Genomic DNA, 16,300 nt, shown 5'->3' with positions numbered 1-16,300 from the left:
GCTTGTTATAGAAACGGCAGAAGGAGAGGAAAAATGAGCAAAGAAAAGACTTCCCCAAAGAGAAAAAGAACATTGGGCCAGTGGCTGGATAGTCCTAACGTATCCGGATATGTGTTTGTCGGACCGTTCATTATCGGATTTCTGGCATTCATGATGGTTCCCATGCTTTTATCTTTTGCATTTTCATTTACAAGATACAATATTTTACAGTCCCCGACATTCATTGGGCTGGAAAACTACATTACCATGTTCACGGATGATCCGAAATTCTGGAAGGTATTCGGTGTCACCATGTATTACGTGGTATTTTCCGTACCTCTTCGTCTGATCATGGCATTGATCGTAGCAATGCTTCTGGTGAAGAGCACCAAGCTGTCCGGCTTTTACAGAGCAGTGTATTACCTTCCTTCCATTATCGGTTCCAGTGTGGCGGTTGCCATTCTGTGGAAAAGAATGTTCGCCAGTGACGGTGTGATCAACGGTCTGTTCGGACTGGATATCGCATGGCTGGGACGTTCCGATACTGCGATCTGGACACTGATCATTCTGGCAGTATGGCAGTTCGGATCCTCCATGCTGATCTTCCTGTCAGGATTAAAGCAGATTCCCGTAAGCTTATATGAGGCAGCCACCATGGATGGAGCTGGCGGTGTCCATAAGTTCTTCAAGATCACACTCCCCATGCTGACCCCCACGATTTTCTTCAATCTGATCAACCAGTTGATCAACGGCTTTATGGCATTTACACAGAGCTACATTATTACACAGGGAAAACCAAGGGATACCACCCTTTTCTATACTGTATATATGTACCAGAACGCATTTACCTATAACAAACTTGGCTATGGATGTGCACTTGCATGGTTTATGATTCTGGTAGTAGGAATTTTGACACTGATCTTGTTCAAGACCCAGAACAAGTGGGTATATTATGAATCAGAAGGTTGATGGTGAGCGTATGAAAAAAGGATATAAAGAAAAAAGATTTGCTATCGGAGTGATTTATCATATCTTCACCTTCTGTTTTGCCTGCGTGATGATATATCCGTTAGTATGGATGGTACTTAGTTCTTTTAAGGATACCAATGAGATTATAAGAACGGCATCGGAATTGATCCCGAGACACTTCTCTCTGGAGAACTACAAGGTAGGCTGGCAGGGATTTGCCGGATACAATTTCGGAACCTTCTTCAAAAACTCTTTTGTGATCGCAGGTTTATCCACCATCGGAGCAGTGGCTTCCTCTGCTGTGATCGGATACGGCTTCGCAAGAATTAACTTCAAATTCAAGGGATTCTGGTTCGCCTGCATGCTGTTGTCCATGATGCTTCCGTTCCAGGTAGTAATGATCCCGCAGTACATAATTTTTAATAAATTAGGCTGGGTCGGTTCTTACCTTCCTATCATTGTTCCCCAGTGGTTCGGTCAGGGATTCTTCATTTTCCTGAATATCCAGTTCATCAAGGGGATTCCCATGGATCTGGATGAGGCGGCCAGAATGGACGGATGTTCTACCTATACGATCTTCTTCCGTATCATCCTTCCTCTGATCAAACCTTCACTGGTAACCAGTGCGATCTTCTCCTTTATGTGGAGATGGGATGATTTCCTGGCAGCACTGTTATACTTAAGCGATCCTCTGAAATATCCGGTGAGTTACGCTCTGAAGATGTTCTCGGATCCTACCGCAGGTTCTGACTGGGGTGCTATGTTTGCAATGGCAACCTTGTCCCTGATTCCTATATTTGTTATTTTCCTGACTATGCAGAAATATCTGGTAGAAGGAATTGCATCCACCGGTATCAAGGGCTAAAGCTGTTCGGCGGGGAGACTGTTCCGGTTCTCCCCGCTTTTCTTGTTTTCAGATAAAAATCAGAGGAGAGTGTAATATGGACACTGTTAGAAATCGAATCAAAGCTGTTCTCGAAGCCGTAGAGCAGATGATATATAGTGACAGACAAGCGGTAATTTCCGTGAAGATCGCCAAAGCGGATTACCATTTTGAGGAGGAATTCCACAGAGAAGGAAAAGATTTCCGGGATTTCGGCCGCAATGAGACCTGGGGAGAGCTGGATCAGCATTATTTCTTCCTGGCAGATGTGGCGATCCCGGAGCAGATGGAGGGGCATACAGTCCGTGCCGTGCTGAACACCGGAGCCACAGATATCTGGAATACGGACAATCCCCAGATCATGGCTTATGTGAACGGCAGATTTGCAGCCACGCTGGATATGAACCATCAGTTTATCATTCTGTCGGAGCATGCCAAAGCAGGAGAGACTTACGAACTGGCTTTTTATGCGTATTCCAGTGCGTATGCAGGCACGTTTACCGGTACGAATTTCTTCCGCCTGGAGCTGGCAGTCTACCGGGAAGAGGCGGCGGGACTCTATTATGACATGCAGGCTGTCTATGAAGCTGCGGATCTTCTGCCGGAGGACAATCTATCCAGGATCGAGGGCTTTAAAGCACTGGAAAGATGCATAAATCTGTTGGATCTGCGCAGACCCGGATCCGCAGAATGCTTTGAGAGCATGAAAATGGCGGCGCAGGAGCTGGAAGGTACTTATTATGCCGACAGAAGACCGAATCCGGTGACGGTGCACAGTATCGGCCATACCCATATTGATGTGGCATGGAAATGGCCCCTGCGTCAGACCAGACAAAAGGCAGTGCGCAGCTTTGAGACGGTACTGAACCTGATGGACAGATATCCGGAATACCGTTTTATGTCCAGCCAGCCACAGCTCTATGAGTTTGTGAAGGAAGATGCTCCAGGGGTATTTGCCAGAATCAGGGAACGGATCAAAGAGGGCAGATGGGAAGCGGAAGGAGCCATGTGGCTGGAGCCGGACTGCAACATTTCCTCCGGAGAATCCCTGATCCGGCATATCATCTATGGCCGCAGATTTTTTGAACAAGAGCTCGGCGCGGAGAAAAATGAAGTATTGTGGCTGCCGGATGTCTTTGGTTACAGTGCGGCGCTGCCGCAGATCCTGCAGAAATCCGGGATTCCTTATTTTATGACCACGAAAATCGGATGGAATGAGTTCAACCGGTTTCCTCACGACACCTTTCTCTGGAAGGGCATTGACGGAACGGAAGTGTTGACACATCTGATTTCTACCAGAAACTATCAGAAGCCGGGTGACCTGAAGATGGTGGGAAACCATTCCACCACTTATAATGGTCTGCAGAATGCCTCCCAGCTCATGGGTACCTGGCAGCGGTATCAGGATAAGGATGTGAGCACTGAGGTGCTGACCTGTTACGGCTATGGTGATGGCGGTGGAGGCCCCACAGAAGAGATGCTGGAGCAGAGCAGAAGGCTGGAGCACAGCATCGTGGAATGTCCTGCAGCAAGACAGACAGGGGTGAAGGAATTCTTTCATATTCTGGAAGACAAAATGGACAAAAAGCGTCTGGCGGTATGGGATGGTGAACTATATCTGGAATTCCACCGTGGTACTTATACTTCCATGGCACAGAATAAAAAATATAATCGTAAGGCTGAGTTCAAAAACGGCGAAACCGAGCTGTATGCAGCAATGGCATCACTTCTGGATCAAAAGTATCTCTATCCACAGGAACAACTGGAACACAGCTGGAAACTGCTTTTGCTGAACCAGTTCCACGATATTCTGCCCGGTTCCTCTATTAAGGAAGTGTATGAGGATTCCGCCGCACAGTATGAAGAGATTTTTGCTGCGGATGAAGAAATGATGAAAACGGCGAAGAAGAGCATCCGGGAAAAGCTGTTCCGGTATCGTGCGGAGAAGAATGAGGAGGTCTGCGCAGTATGGAATCCTTTGAGCTTTGCACGTACGGCACTGATCCGGAATGCAGAGGGCAGTTGGCAGAAAATAACAGCAGGACCCAGCGGTGTTACTGTGTGCAGAGCGGTGAACTCCGGAGAGGACAACTGTTTCACTGAGCTTGTAATGGAGGAAAACGGACGACCGGTAAGCTTCAAAACGCCCTATTTTACCGTAAGATTTGATGCCAATGCTGAGATCACAAGCCTGGTGGATATCAGGGAGGACCGGGAACTGATCCAAAAGGGCAGGATGGGTAACCGTCTCACCGTATATGAGGATCGGCCGGCAGAATTCGATGCCTGGAATATTGACGAGGGATATCTGGAGAAATCCTGGGATGTCATTGATGTGGAAGAATTCAAAGTATTGGAGAACGGACCGGAGACGGCGGCATTACATGTGCGCAGACGGTTCCAGGATTCCATGATCGAACAGACCATTCGTTTCTACCGGCACACCGCAAGGATCGATTTTCAGACCAGAGTGGACTGGCAGGAACATCAACAGCTGCTCAGAGTATCCTTTCCTGTGGATATTCTGGCACATGAAGCGGATTATGAGATCCAGTTCGGCAATGTAAAGCGGCCGACACACAAGAACACATCCTGGGATCGTGCAAGATTCGAGGTATGCGCACACAAATGGGCAGATCTTTCCGAGCCCGGTTATGGTGTGGCACTGATGAATGACTGCAAATACGGTTATGATGTCCATGAGGGTGTGATGGGACTGACATTGATCAAGTCAGGTATTTTCCCCAATCCCGATGCAGATCAGGGACAGCATGAATTTACCTACGCATTGTTCCCTCATCAGGGAGATTTCCGCAAGGGAAGTGTGGTAAGAGAAGCTTACGATCTGAACTGCCCGATGGCTTGGGAGAAGGTACAGGGTATCTATGAAGACAGCTTCTCAATGCTGCAGATAGCAGAGGAAAATGTGATGGCAGATACTGTGAAAGCAGCAGAGGACGGCAATGGCATCATCGTACGTATCTATGAGACTTGGGGAATGCGTACCAAAGTGCATGTGAACTTCCCACTTGCTCCGGATGCACAGGTAACAGTCTGTGACTGCATGGAGAATTTTTCCGGGGTGGAGAATGCGGATATGACCCGTGTACAGGATGGATGGAGCTTTACTATGAAGCCTTATGAAATCAAGACCCTGCGTATTGTGAATGAAAAAAAGTAAGAGGGTTACGAAGGAGAAAATTATGATCAATATATTAGAATACGGTGCAGTGGGCGATGGACAGACCAATGATGCCCCTGTCATTCAGAAAGCAATCGATACGTGTGCAGAACAGGGAGGAGGCGTAGTCCTCTTCCCCGGCGGTAGGACATATTCTTCCGGATATGTGCTGTTGAAATCCAATGTGGAGGTACATCTGGAGCCGGGCGCTGTCTGGAAAGCCAGCAGCAATTTAGAAGATTATTACCCGCTGCGCAACAATGGTAAAATCACAGCCCATGAATCCGGCCTGCCTTCTTTCCTGAACAGTGAATATGCAGGACGCCCGTTCCATGCCTTTATCTATGCGCTGGGACAGGAAAATGTGACGATCTCCGGACAGGGTACCATTGATGGCAATGAATCTGTCTTTTACGGAGATGACTCGGGTTATCATATCGAGGGTTCCTATTATCCCAGAGTTCCGCTCCTGCTATTGGAGGATGTAAAGCATCTGACCATCAAGGAAGTCCGCCTGACGAACTGTGCCTTCTGGACAGTGCATCTGGTAGGCTGTAAGGATGTGCTGATCGACGGTATCCGCCTGCTGAATAATCTGAAGATGGCGAATTCCGATGGCATCGATCCGGATCACTGTCAGAATGTCCGGATCAGTAACTGTCACATTGAATGTGGAGATGACGCCATCGTATTGAAAAATTCCGGGGATTATAAGAAATACGGTCCCTGTGAAAATATCGTGGTCACCAATTGTACCCTGGTATCCACCAGTGCTGCCATCAAATTCGGCACGGAGGGAGAGTCTGACTTTCGGAATATTCTGGTGGAAAATTGCTGTATTTCCAGAAGTAACCGTGGAATTTCCATTCAGATCAGAGATAATGGCAACGTGGAAAATGTAATCTTTTCCAACATCATTATGGAGACCAGAAGGTTCTCTTATGAATGGTGGGGAAGAGCGGAGGCTGTCTGCCTGACTGCGCTGGATCGCAAACCCGGAGTTAAGGCCGGTAAGATCCGCAATATCCGCTTCCAGAATATTACCTGCGAGGGAGAAAACGGCATTTTCCTGCTGGGCAGTGAAGACAATTATATTGAAGATGTGACCTTTGAAGGCATTCGGCTGACACTGGATAAGAAATCCAAGTGGGAGATCAACGGCTACGATAAGAGACCCTGCCAGGGAGAGGGAGAGATCCACACAAAGATTTCCGGAATCTATGCGGATTATGTGAAGAATGTCTCCTTCCATGATATTCAGATCACGAAGAAAGAAGGAATCCTGCCTTTTTACGAGGAGGACGTGACACTGAGAAATGTAGAAAATGTACGGATCGATGTAGAAGAGCCGGAAGATGGGAGCCAGAATGGAGAAGAGTAATAGAAGGATCGCTCTCATCGGATTTGCAATCCTGATGGTCGGCCTGGGAATCAGTGACAGCCTGAGAGGTATTTTCTCCGGCATTTTTCAGACGCATTTTGCATTGACGGCAAAGGGGCTGTCCACGATCATAGCCGTAAGCTATGCGGGAAATCTGTGTTTCCTGCTGGCCGGAGGCAGAATCATGGATAGGATCGACCGCAAAAAGGCTTTTTTGGGATTTCTCGCAGTATGGATGTGTGCAATGCTGGTATTCCTGCTTACAGATAACTATTATGCATTGCTGGTGGGAATGTTCCTGGCAATGGGAGCTTCTACGCTGTTGAATACGTCCATTACACTGATCACACCGTTCATTTTTGCCACATCACCGGCCATGATCGTCAATGTATTGTTCTTTACGCAGGGAATCGGTACCAGCGGAGGACAGAGTCTGATCGGAAATCTGGCTGACGATTTTGGCGGCTGGAAAGCTGTGACAGGGGTTCTTTTTGCCATCGGCGTTCTGGCGTTTCTGATCATTTTAAAACTGCAGATCCCGGACAGCGGAGAAGTGAAGAAGGCAGAAAAGGATCAGCAGGGAAGGAAAATGAAGGGAAACTACCTTTGGATTGTCATGGTGGTGATCTTTGGTGTATACTTTATTGCAGAACATGGAATGCTGAACTGGTTTGTGATCTACGGAACCAATGCGCTGGGACTGGAGCAGGGAAAGGCTGCCAATTATATGGCGTTGTTTTTTGGCGGAATGACGGTGGGAAGACTGGTCTTTTCTCCGTTGGTTGACCGGCTGAAGGTATTCCCGAGCATTGCCTTGTTTTCTGTGATTTCTGCAGTGCTTTATGCGGCAGGGATCTTCAGTGGGGCACTCTGGATGCTGAGTCTGGCCGGACTGTTCTGCTCGATCATTTATCCGACACTGGTTATGGCCATCGGGAGACTTTATGATCCGTCGCAGGTGTCCACGATGTCCGGATTGATCATCAGTGTAGCATCCCTGTTTGATATTGGATTTAACTATATTTACGGAGACATTGCTGAAAAAACAGGATATGGCAGGAGCTTTCTGATCATGCCGGCAGCAATGATACTCTTTACTCTGTTGTTTGTGCTGGTGTTCCATAAGCGGATCCTGAACAGGGAACAGGCATAGTAAAAAGTTGTATTGGGAGGATGTTAGAATGAAATTAGGCGGAATTGAAGCCGGCGGCACAAAGATGGTATGTGCCATAGGAGATGAGCAGGGAAATATTTTCGACAGGGCAGTATTCCCTACGGAGACACCGGAGAGTACGGTGCCGAAAATGATAGCATATTTTCAGGATAAAGGAATCGAGGCACTGGGGATCGGCTGTTTCGGCCCGGTGGATCTGAATAAAAAATCGGCAACCTACGGCTATATTACCAGCACTCCGAAGCTGGCATGGAGATTTTATGATTTTGCGGGAGCGTTCCGGGAAGCACTGAAAGTCCCTGTAGGTTTTGATACAGATGTCAATGGAGCAGTGCTTGGCGAGGTACGCTTCGGCGCAGCCAAGGGGTGTGAGAATGCGCTCTATATCACCATTGGTACGGGAGTAGGTGTAGGGGCATATATTAACGGCAGACTGCTGCATGGCCTGATGCATCCCGAGGGCGGACATATCTTCCTGCGCAAGCACCCGGAGGATACCTATGAAGGCTGCTGTCCTTATCACGGTGCCTGTCTGGAAGGACTGGCTTCCGGTCCTGCGATTCAGGGCAGGTATGGCAGAAAGGGAGCTGAACTGGCCGGAAGAGAGGATGTCTGGGAACTGGAAAGTTACTACATCGGACAGGCTGTGGCAGATTACATGCTGACTTACTCACCGGAGAAGATCATTCTCTGGGGCGGTGTGATGCACCAGGAGAAGGTTTTCGACATGGTGAGACAGAATGCGGTGGAGTTTCTGAATGGCTATCTGCCGGAGACCAGCCTGCCGAAGGATATGTCACAGTATGTGGTGGCTCCTGCACTGGGCGAGAACCCCGGAATCATCGGTGCAATGTGTCTGGGAATGGATGCATACCTGATGGAATGCGGGAAGAATCTGTGAGGAGGCTTGATGAAGTAGCGGTTGATAATCCAGAGAGGGTGAGATCACCAGAGAGTTTTCGGCGATCTCGCCCTCTTTTTTGCGGTCCTGTAAGGCAAGGATCTCGGGAGAATCCGGTTTCGTCGTGTCGGGGTTGGTACCGCCGAGACGTCGGGGAATGTAAGTGGTGTGTGGAACGTTGCTGGGCAGTTCCAAGATTGCGGAGATGAAAACGTGTAACAAAGATTTGAAATTATGTAATAAATAATCATAATTTTGTCAATACACTTTTGGCACTAAAAGCGAAAAGTGCCGAAAATATTTTGGTGTATGACAGGCATAGAGTATGGCAACAGCAGGTTGCTTTTCATAACATGAATTTATCTATATGATATGGTTATGGTACGATAATGCAGAACAAAATGATTATACAGTAACCCAAACAGAACTTTCCTCTGAAGGGGCACAGTAGCAAAGGCTGCTATTGCGGGTAGGTAAGGAAAGTCGGCCAGACAATCTGAGAGGGTATTGTGTAAGCAATAATTAGGGTATATGAGAATATGATGAGAACCCCATTACTGATAGAAATATCAGTAATGGGGTTCTTTTTTGGAGAAATATTGTGTAGGTGTCATGCCGTAGTATTTTTTGAAAACCCGGTAAAAATAGGACACGCTCTGGAAACCGCAGGTCTTGCTGATGACAGAGAGAGAATTGCCGCCCTGTTCCACCTGGTGTATGGCATGACGGAGGCGAAGCTTATTAATATATTCTTTTACGGTGAGGGATTCTGTCCGCCGGACAGCCCGGTGGACATAGCTTTCGGACACACCGCAGGATTCGGCGATATCCCGGACGGTCTGAAGCGTTGTATAGTTTGCGTTAATATAATTAATGATCCGCTGAAAACCGGAAGCTTTATTCTCACTGACAGAAATTTCATTTTCAAGAGGATACTGATAGCGAAAAGCTGCCAGATCTGTAAGAATCTGTGCAAGCAACAGGTAGGCAGTGGGAGATTTGCAGCAGGAAGCTGCGTTCCAGTCGACGAGCTTTTGTCTGTAATCCTCGGGAATGAAAATAATCGGTGCCTTGAAACAGGTCAGGTAGGAAGATACTACGGCAGGTAAAAAGTATTTTTCAAGATAGACTTTTGAAAAATGGATGCAGATCCCGGTATAATCCGTGTCACCGACGCTTCGGTGAGAGATATTGCTCTCAAACAGGCTTGCCATGCCGGCTTTTACCCGGTAGGTGATATCGCCGATGGTAACCAGACGCTCCCCGGAGAGCAGAATATAGATTTCATAGTTGGTGTGGTGATGCGAATAGGGCATGGACCATCCTTTTTTTGTATCTTCATAGGAAATTTCAAAATCTTCGCATAAAAAAGTTCTTCTATCTGTCATTTCTGATTCACTCCTTCACGCATATTATATCAAAAAGGTTCAGAATAATGCAATGAATATAAAAAACAGTTCATGATAGTGAATTTAAAACACTAAAGTTAAGCTATATAATGATTCCGTGATCAAGGAGAAAACATCAGAAAATTTACTATGGATCTGCTAGGGGATTTTCTGTATGGAAAAGGGTCTGTGGGATGGAGCTTATATGAGAATATTGTTGAATGGAAAATGGCATGTAGTACTGGAGGACGGAACCACGGGACAGATGGATCTGCCGGGGACGTTGGATGAGAACGGGATCGGACATAGAGATGTGGGGGCGAATCAGTGGCATCCGGATGCGGTACTGGGGAATGCGGCGGGAGAGATAGACAAAGATGCACCGATCGCTACGAGATTTACCAGGCGGCATACCTATGAGGGAGAAGCCAGGATCAGTCGTAAGATAACGGTACCGGATTACGGAACCGACAGGCTGTTCGTACTGGCGGAGCGGGCACGGGCACTCCGGCTGCTGGTGGATGGAGAAGCGTGTGCGGTGTTCCGGCAGGGGACACTAAGTACACCTTATATTTTTGAACTCACCGGGGCGGCACCGGGAGAACATGAATTTACGTTTCTTTCGGATAACAGCTATCCGGGAATGCCCAAAGCTGCCATCTGTTATTCTTCCGCAGCGACGGATGAGACACAGACAAACTGGAACGGGATACTTGGCGAATGCAGCATGTATACCAGACCGCAGAATTTTATAGACAGCCTCCGGGTATATCCGAGAGCGGTGAAAAAGGAAGAGAAAAATAAAGCAGGCGGATATGTGCTGGATGTATGTGTGGAACTGGCACCTGGCGCAAAGAAAGTCTATAAAGATGCGAAAATCATATTACAGTCAGAGGCTCTGGCGGTAGGAGAGTTAGAAGACACACAGACATTGACGGAAATTATCAGCTGTTCCGGGGAGGGATTAACGGAAGCCGGAACAGATAAAGAGGAGAATCCGAAAACAATGGAAATCTGGTTCCGTGATCTGCCTCTGCGGGAGAATGTGAAACTGTGGGACGAAGATGAGGGCAATCTCTATGAGATGGCTGTAACCCTGGACAACGGTATCTCAGCAGAAGATAAAGGCGGTAGCACTGCTGAGTGCAGGATCCGTTTCGGCATCCGCTCTTTTGGTGATAACGGCAGCGGCAGACTGGCACTGAACGGCAGGGCAATTTTTCTGCGGGGTGAGGCAAATTGCGCAGAATACCCGGAGACCGGGCATCCACCCATGACAATTCCGGAATGGAAAGAGATGTTATTAAAATATCGCAGTTATGGAATCAACTTTGTAAGATTCCATTCCCACTGTGAGCCGGAAGCTGCGTTTGCGGCAGCGGATGAACTGGGAATGCTTCTGCAGCCGGAGCTGTCTCACTGGGATCCGAAGGATGCCTTTGGAACGGAGGAAAGCTATCGGTATTACCGGGCAGAACTTGTGGACCTATTGAAAACCTATGCCAATCATCCCTCTTTTGTAATGCTGACACTGGGCAATGAATTGCAGGCACAAGATGAAGGCAGAGAACGGATGCGGGAACTGGTCAGAACGGCGAAAAGGATGGATCCGACCAGACTGTATGCGAACGGATCCAATGCCTTTTATGGTGAAGAAGGATGTGACCCAGAGAGCGATTTCTATACATCGCAGAGTTGCAAGGATGTGGTGATCCGCGGAACATTCTCCGGCATGCGGGGGTATCTCAATGAAAACTATCCCTCCACAGATCGAACCTATGATGAGGCGATGGCAGAGATACGAAAAGAGTATCAGAAGCCGGTATTCAGTTTTGAAGTGGGGCAGTTCGAAGTGCTGCCGGATTTTGAGGAGCTGGAAAGCTTTCATGGAATATCGGATCCGGTGAATCTGAAACTGATCAAAAAACGTGTAGAGGAACGGGGACTTTTGCCCACATGGGAAAAATACGTGGAAGCCACCGGAGAACTGTCACGGCTGGCCTACCGGGAGGAAATTGAAGCCGCCATGCGCACAATGGAGCTGTCGGGCATTTCACTATTGGGATTGCAGGATTTCCCGGGGCAGGGGACGGCACTGGTAGGCATGATGAATTCCCATTTAGAACCGAAGCCCTATGATTTTGCCAGACCGGAGCGGTTCAGGGAGTTTTTCACAGAGAGCCGTATTTTTGTGAAAATGCCCCGCTATACCTATGAAGAGGGAGAATATCTGACAGCGGAAGTAGAAGTGGCAAATTTTGGAAAAGAGAGCATCAGCGGTGAGCTTGTCTGGACGTTGGGGTATCGGGACTGTGCCGTGAATACCGGAAGCGGGGAGTTTCTATGCGGCCGGGCAGACGGGCAAAAAAACTGTCCTCCGGGGACTTATACTTCACTGGGAAGACTGGACATTCCTCTGAAGGTCAAGGGAGTATCGGCGGCACTCATACTGACGGTGAGTATCGGTGACTGCACCAGCACCTATCCTGTGTGGGTCTATAAAAAAACAAGCCCAGAATGTCCGAAAAATGTATATGAAACGAGAGTATTTGATGAGCAGACGAGAGCAGTTCTGCAAAACGGCGGGAGAGTCTATCTGTCTCCGGATGCAGATAAAGAGAGCCTGCCGTATTCCATAAAAACACAGTTTACGACGGATTTCTGGTCGGTGGGAACTTTTGCAGATCAGGAAGGCGGTATGGGGCAGCTGATCGATACGGAGCATCCAATTTTTAAGGAATTTCCGACGGATTTTCACACGGATTGGCAATGGTGGATCATGACAACGAAGCGGGCGGTGATTCTACCGCATCCCATGAAGACGATCATTACGGAGATGGACAGCTATGCATTCTTACGTCCCATGGCACAGATGATAGAGTTTCGATGCCTGAAGGGAAAAGTATTGCTATCCACCATGGAATTGCATAAGAGTCAGCAGTATCCGGAGGTGAGGGCACTGCAGGCGTCAATTTATACGTATCTGTCGGGAGAGAATTTTGAGCCGGCGGAGGAAATAACGGAAGAAGAGTTAAGCATGCTGGTGCGAGGTTAAAATAATATCGGGCGGCGGAAAGAAAGCTGCACGGAGATAAAAGGAGGAAACCATGAATAAGGTTCAGGTCTGGGAAGAAAAAGTGATCATTCCCACATACGAAGCAGGAAAGCCGGATAAGAATCCGATGTTTTTGGAGAAATGTGTCTATCAGGGAAGCTCGGGAAGGATCTATCCACACACGGTGATCGAAAAGATCAGTGATGAGAAAGTGGATAAGGAATATATAGCTCTTTTTCTGGAAAACGATTATCTAAAAGTAATGATGCTGCCGGAATTGGGCGGCAGGATACAAAGAGCCTATGACAAGACCAACGGCTACGATTTTATCTATTACAATCATGTTATCAAACCGGCACTGGTGGGGCTGGCGGGTCCCTGGATCTCGGGTGGCATTGAATTTAACTGGCCCCAGCATCACAGACCCAGCACCTTTGATCCGGTGGAATATACCTATGCGGAAAATGAGGATGGAAGCGCCACGGCCTGGATGGGAGAGATCGAGAACATGTTCCGGACCGAAGGAGTGCTGGGCGTGACCCTGTATCCCGACAAGGCATACATCGAATTGTCTGCAAAGCTATATAACCGGACGAAAATGCCCCAGACCTTCCTGTGGTGGGCGAACCCTGCAGTAGCGGTAAATGATGACACCATCTCCGTATTTCCGGAGGATGTGACGGCGGTCTATGACCACGGCAAGCGGGATGTTATCAGCTTCCCCTATGCGGAGGGAACTTATTATAAGCATAAATACGACCATGTGAATATTGCCCAGTATAAAAATATTCCGGTGCCCACCTCCTATATGGCATATCGTTCCGATTACAATTTTATAGGGGAGTACGATTACGGAAAACAGGCAGGACTTCTGCATGTGGCAGATCACCACATTGCCCCCGGGAAAAAACAGTGGACCTGGGGATGCGGAGAATTTGGCAAGGCATGGGACAGAGCACTGACCGACGAGGACGGTCCGTATATCGAGCTGATGACAGGATGCTTTACGGATAATCAGCCGGATTTCACCTGGATCCAGCCTCAGGAGACCAAGAACTTCAAACAGTATTTTATGCCCTATAAAAATATCGGTTATGTGAAAAATGCTACGATCGATGCGGCGGTAAATGCGGAATATGATGAGACAAAGGGGCAGCTTACGGTATCGGCCTATACCACTTCCGTGCAAAAAGGAGCACGGATACTGCTGACATTGCCGGGAGAAAACGGCAGACAGGAAAAGGTACTGTATGAGGAAACCTCAGATCTGTCACCGGAGAAAACTTATGAAGTGAAGATTGACCGTGAAAAATTGCAACAGATACCGGCATATACAGAGGGAGAGCAGAATGGCACAGAGGTACTCTGCGGTCTGCGGGTATGTGTTTGTGCCGCAGATGGGAGAGAACTGGTCTCTTACCATTTTCCGAAAAAAATTGAAGCAGAAGTGCCGGAACCGGCGAAGGCAGCACCACTTCCTGAAGACTGTGAAACCACGGAGGATCTGTTCCTCTACGGTTTACATGTGGAACAATACCGGCATGCCACTTATCATCCCGAGGATTATTATCTGGAGGGGCTGCGTAGGGATCCTACCGATATCCGCCTGAACAATGCCTATGGAAGATGTCTGCTTAAAAAGTGTGATTTTACCGGGGCGGAAAAGTATTTTCGGAAGGCAGTGGAGAAGGCTATTCGTTCCAATCCGAACCCTTACGATTATGAGCCGTACTATAATCTGGGACTTTCTCTGAAATATCAGGGGAAAGAAAAAGAAGCTTACGATGCTTTTTACAAAGCCATCTGGGGCGACAGTTTCCAGACTCCCGGATTCTATGAACTTGCCTGCCTGGATGCGAAAGCGGGAAGATTTGCAGAGGCTCTGGAGCATGTAAACGAGTCTATTCTCAGACAGTACCAGTGCATGAAAGCCCGGGCATTGAAGGAAAATATTTTAAGAAAAATGGGCAGAGTGCTGGAAGCGGAAGAATTACATAAGGAGAGCCTGAAGATCAATCCGCTCTATGACAGACAGCCGGAGAAGATCAACCATAACACCCTGCTGGAGCTGATGATCGATCTCTATGAGGCAGGAGACTACGCACAGGGAATCACCCTTGCCGAAAAATGGGTGGAACAACAGAACGTATCACGGCAAGAGGATATTTATCCGCTGGTATATTATTATATTGCTTACGGATACCAGAACCTGCATAGGAAAGAAAATACGGAACAGGCAAATTGTTACATGACAATGTACGTGACATTGGGAGAAAATGCTGCAGCGGATGGCTGTTTTCCTCACAGAACGGAAGATTATATCGTGTTAAAGAGTCTGGCAGAAGAATATCATCTGGCCATGGCTTACTATTATCTGGGATGCCTGCTCTATGACAGGAGAGTGTACGGCGAAGCCATAGCGGATTATGAAGAAGCGGCTCGCAGGTACCCGGATTTCCCGACGGTACACAGGAATCTGGCACTGGCATATTACAATGTGAAAAAGCAGCCGCAGAGAGCGTATGAGGAAATGGAGAAAGCTTTTGCACTGGATGAGACGGATGCCAGAGTGTATCTGGAACTGGATCAGCTGAAGAAGCGTCTGAATGTTCCCGTGAAAGAACGCTGGAGTGACATGGAAAAACATTTTGACCTGGTGGAAAGCAGGGATGATCTGTATCTGGAGTATGTTACGCTGTTAAACACACTGGGAGAAAATGCGAAGGCTCTTGATCTGATCATGGTAAGGAAGTTCCATCAGTGGGAAGGCGGCGAAGGCAAGGTGGCAGCCCAATACCTTACAGCCCTGTACCAACTGGCCAAAGCGGCTGTGGCAAAAGAGGACTATGCGGAAGCAAAGGAACTTCTTCTGCGGGCAGTGGACGAATATCCACACAATCTGGGAGAAGGAAAACTGGAGTCGGCACAGGAAAACAATCTGTACTATCTGCTGGGGCTGGTGCAGGAAAAAATGGGAGAGACAGAGGAAGCTTTCGTGAACCTTACGAAAGCCTGCTATGGAGAGTCAGAACCAGTGGGCATGATGTATTACAACGATCAGCCGCCCGAAATGATCTATTATCAGGGGCTGGCGTACCGAAAGCTTGGTGACGAAGAACAGGCAGTACAGAGATTCTGCAAACTGGTAGACTATGGCAAAGAGCATATAGGCGATGAGATAAAGATAGATTATTTTGCGGTATCCCTGCCGGATCTTCTGATTTTTGAAGAAGATCTGAAGGAGCGGAACCGGAAGCATTGCCTGTTTATGATGAGCCTGGGGCTTAAGGGACTGGGACGGACAGACGAAGCGGAAAAATGTGCGCAGCAATTGCTTGCCATGGATAATGCCCATCAGGGAATCCGGGTACATGACCTGTAATCACACG

General features: G+C 48.0%; 9 protein-coding genes. 8 read left to right on the top strand and 1 reads right to left on the bottom strand.

All coding sequences use genetic code 11. The annotated features are described in order from the left end of the window. Nucleotides 1-33 precede the first annotated feature (33 nt). The 6 genes from DW835_RS05775 to DW835_RS05750 all read left to right on the top strand — a co-directional run bounded on the left by DW835_RS05775 (nt 34) and on the right by DW835_RS05750 (nt 8,468). Nucleotides 34-948, top strand: a complete 915-nt coding sequence (locus DW835_RS05775; protein ID WP_117465050.1) for a sugar ABC transporter permease — start codon at nt 34-36, stop codon at nt 946-948. Beyond that, nucleotides 932-1,813 carry a carbohydrate ABC transporter permease gene (locus tag DW835_RS05770; protein ID WP_227063484.1) on the top strand — a complete coding sequence of 294 codons (882 nt, stop codon included), beginning with the start codon at nt 932-934 and terminating at the stop codon, nt 1,811-1,813. Before DW835_RS05775 ends, DW835_RS05770 begins: the two co-directional genes overlap by 17 nt. Nucleotides 1,814-1,889: 76 nt before the next feature. Then, nucleotides 1,890-5,012 (top strand): alpha-mannosidase, encoded by a 3,123-nt coding sequence (locus DW835_RS05765; RefSeq protein ID WP_118730826.1) that lies wholly within the window; start codon nt 1,890-1,892, stop codon nt 5,010-5,012. Nucleotides 5,013-5,034: 22 nt separating this feature from the next. After that, nucleotides 5,035-6,393 (top strand): glycosyl hydrolase family 28 protein, encoded by a 1,359-nt coding sequence (locus DW835_RS05760; RefSeq protein WP_118730825.1) that lies wholly within the window; start codon nt 5,035-5,037, stop codon nt 6,391-6,393. Further along, nucleotides 6,368-7,546 (top strand): MFS transporter, encoded by a 1,179-nt coding sequence (locus DW835_RS05755; protein WP_207665411.1) that lies wholly within the window; start codon nt 6,368-6,370, stop codon nt 7,544-7,546. The genes DW835_RS05760 and DW835_RS05755 overlap by 26 nt, the downstream gene beginning before the upstream one ends. 28 nt (nt 7,547-7,574) lie before the next feature. Beyond that, entirely contained in the window at nt 7,575-8,468 is an 894-nt protein-coding gene (locus DW835_RS05750) for an ROK family protein (RefSeq protein WP_118730824.1), read from the top strand. A 569-nt stretch (nt 8,469-9,037) separates the two neighbouring features. Here DW835_RS05750 and DW835_RS05745 read toward each other — a convergent pair. Beyond that, nucleotides 9,038-9,856, bottom strand: a complete 819-nt coding sequence (locus DW835_RS05745) for an AraC family transcriptional regulator (RefSeq protein WP_118502883.1) — start codon at nt 9,854-9,856, stop codon at nt 9,038-9,040. Nucleotides 9,857-10,031: 175 nt separating this feature from the next. Between DW835_RS05745 and DW835_RS05740 the strand changes: the two genes are divergently transcribed. Both DW835_RS05740 and DW835_RS05735 read left to right on the top strand, forming a co-directional pair. Further along, on the top strand, nt 10,032-12,911 hold the full coding sequence (locus tag DW835_RS05740; protein ID WP_118730823.1) for a glycoside hydrolase family 2 TIM barrel-domain containing protein: 2,880 nt from the start codon (nt 10,032-10,034) through the stop codon (nt 12,909-12,911). 52 nt (nt 12,912-12,963) lie between these two features. Further along, nucleotides 12,964-16,293, top strand: coding sequence for a DUF5107 domain-containing protein (locus DW835_RS05735; RefSeq protein WP_118730822.1), 3,330 nt, complete (start codon nt 12,964-12,966; stop codon nt 16,291-16,293). Nucleotides 16,294-16,300 lie beyond the last annotated feature (7 nt).

The organism is Clostridium sp. AM34-9AC (genome assembly GCF_003480225.1).
In the GTDB taxonomy this organism is placed as follows: Bacteria; Bacillota; Clostridia; order Lachnospirales; family Lachnospiraceae; genus Acetatifactor; species Acetatifactor acetigignens.
This window is presented reverse-complemented; position numbering and strand designations above follow the sequence as displayed.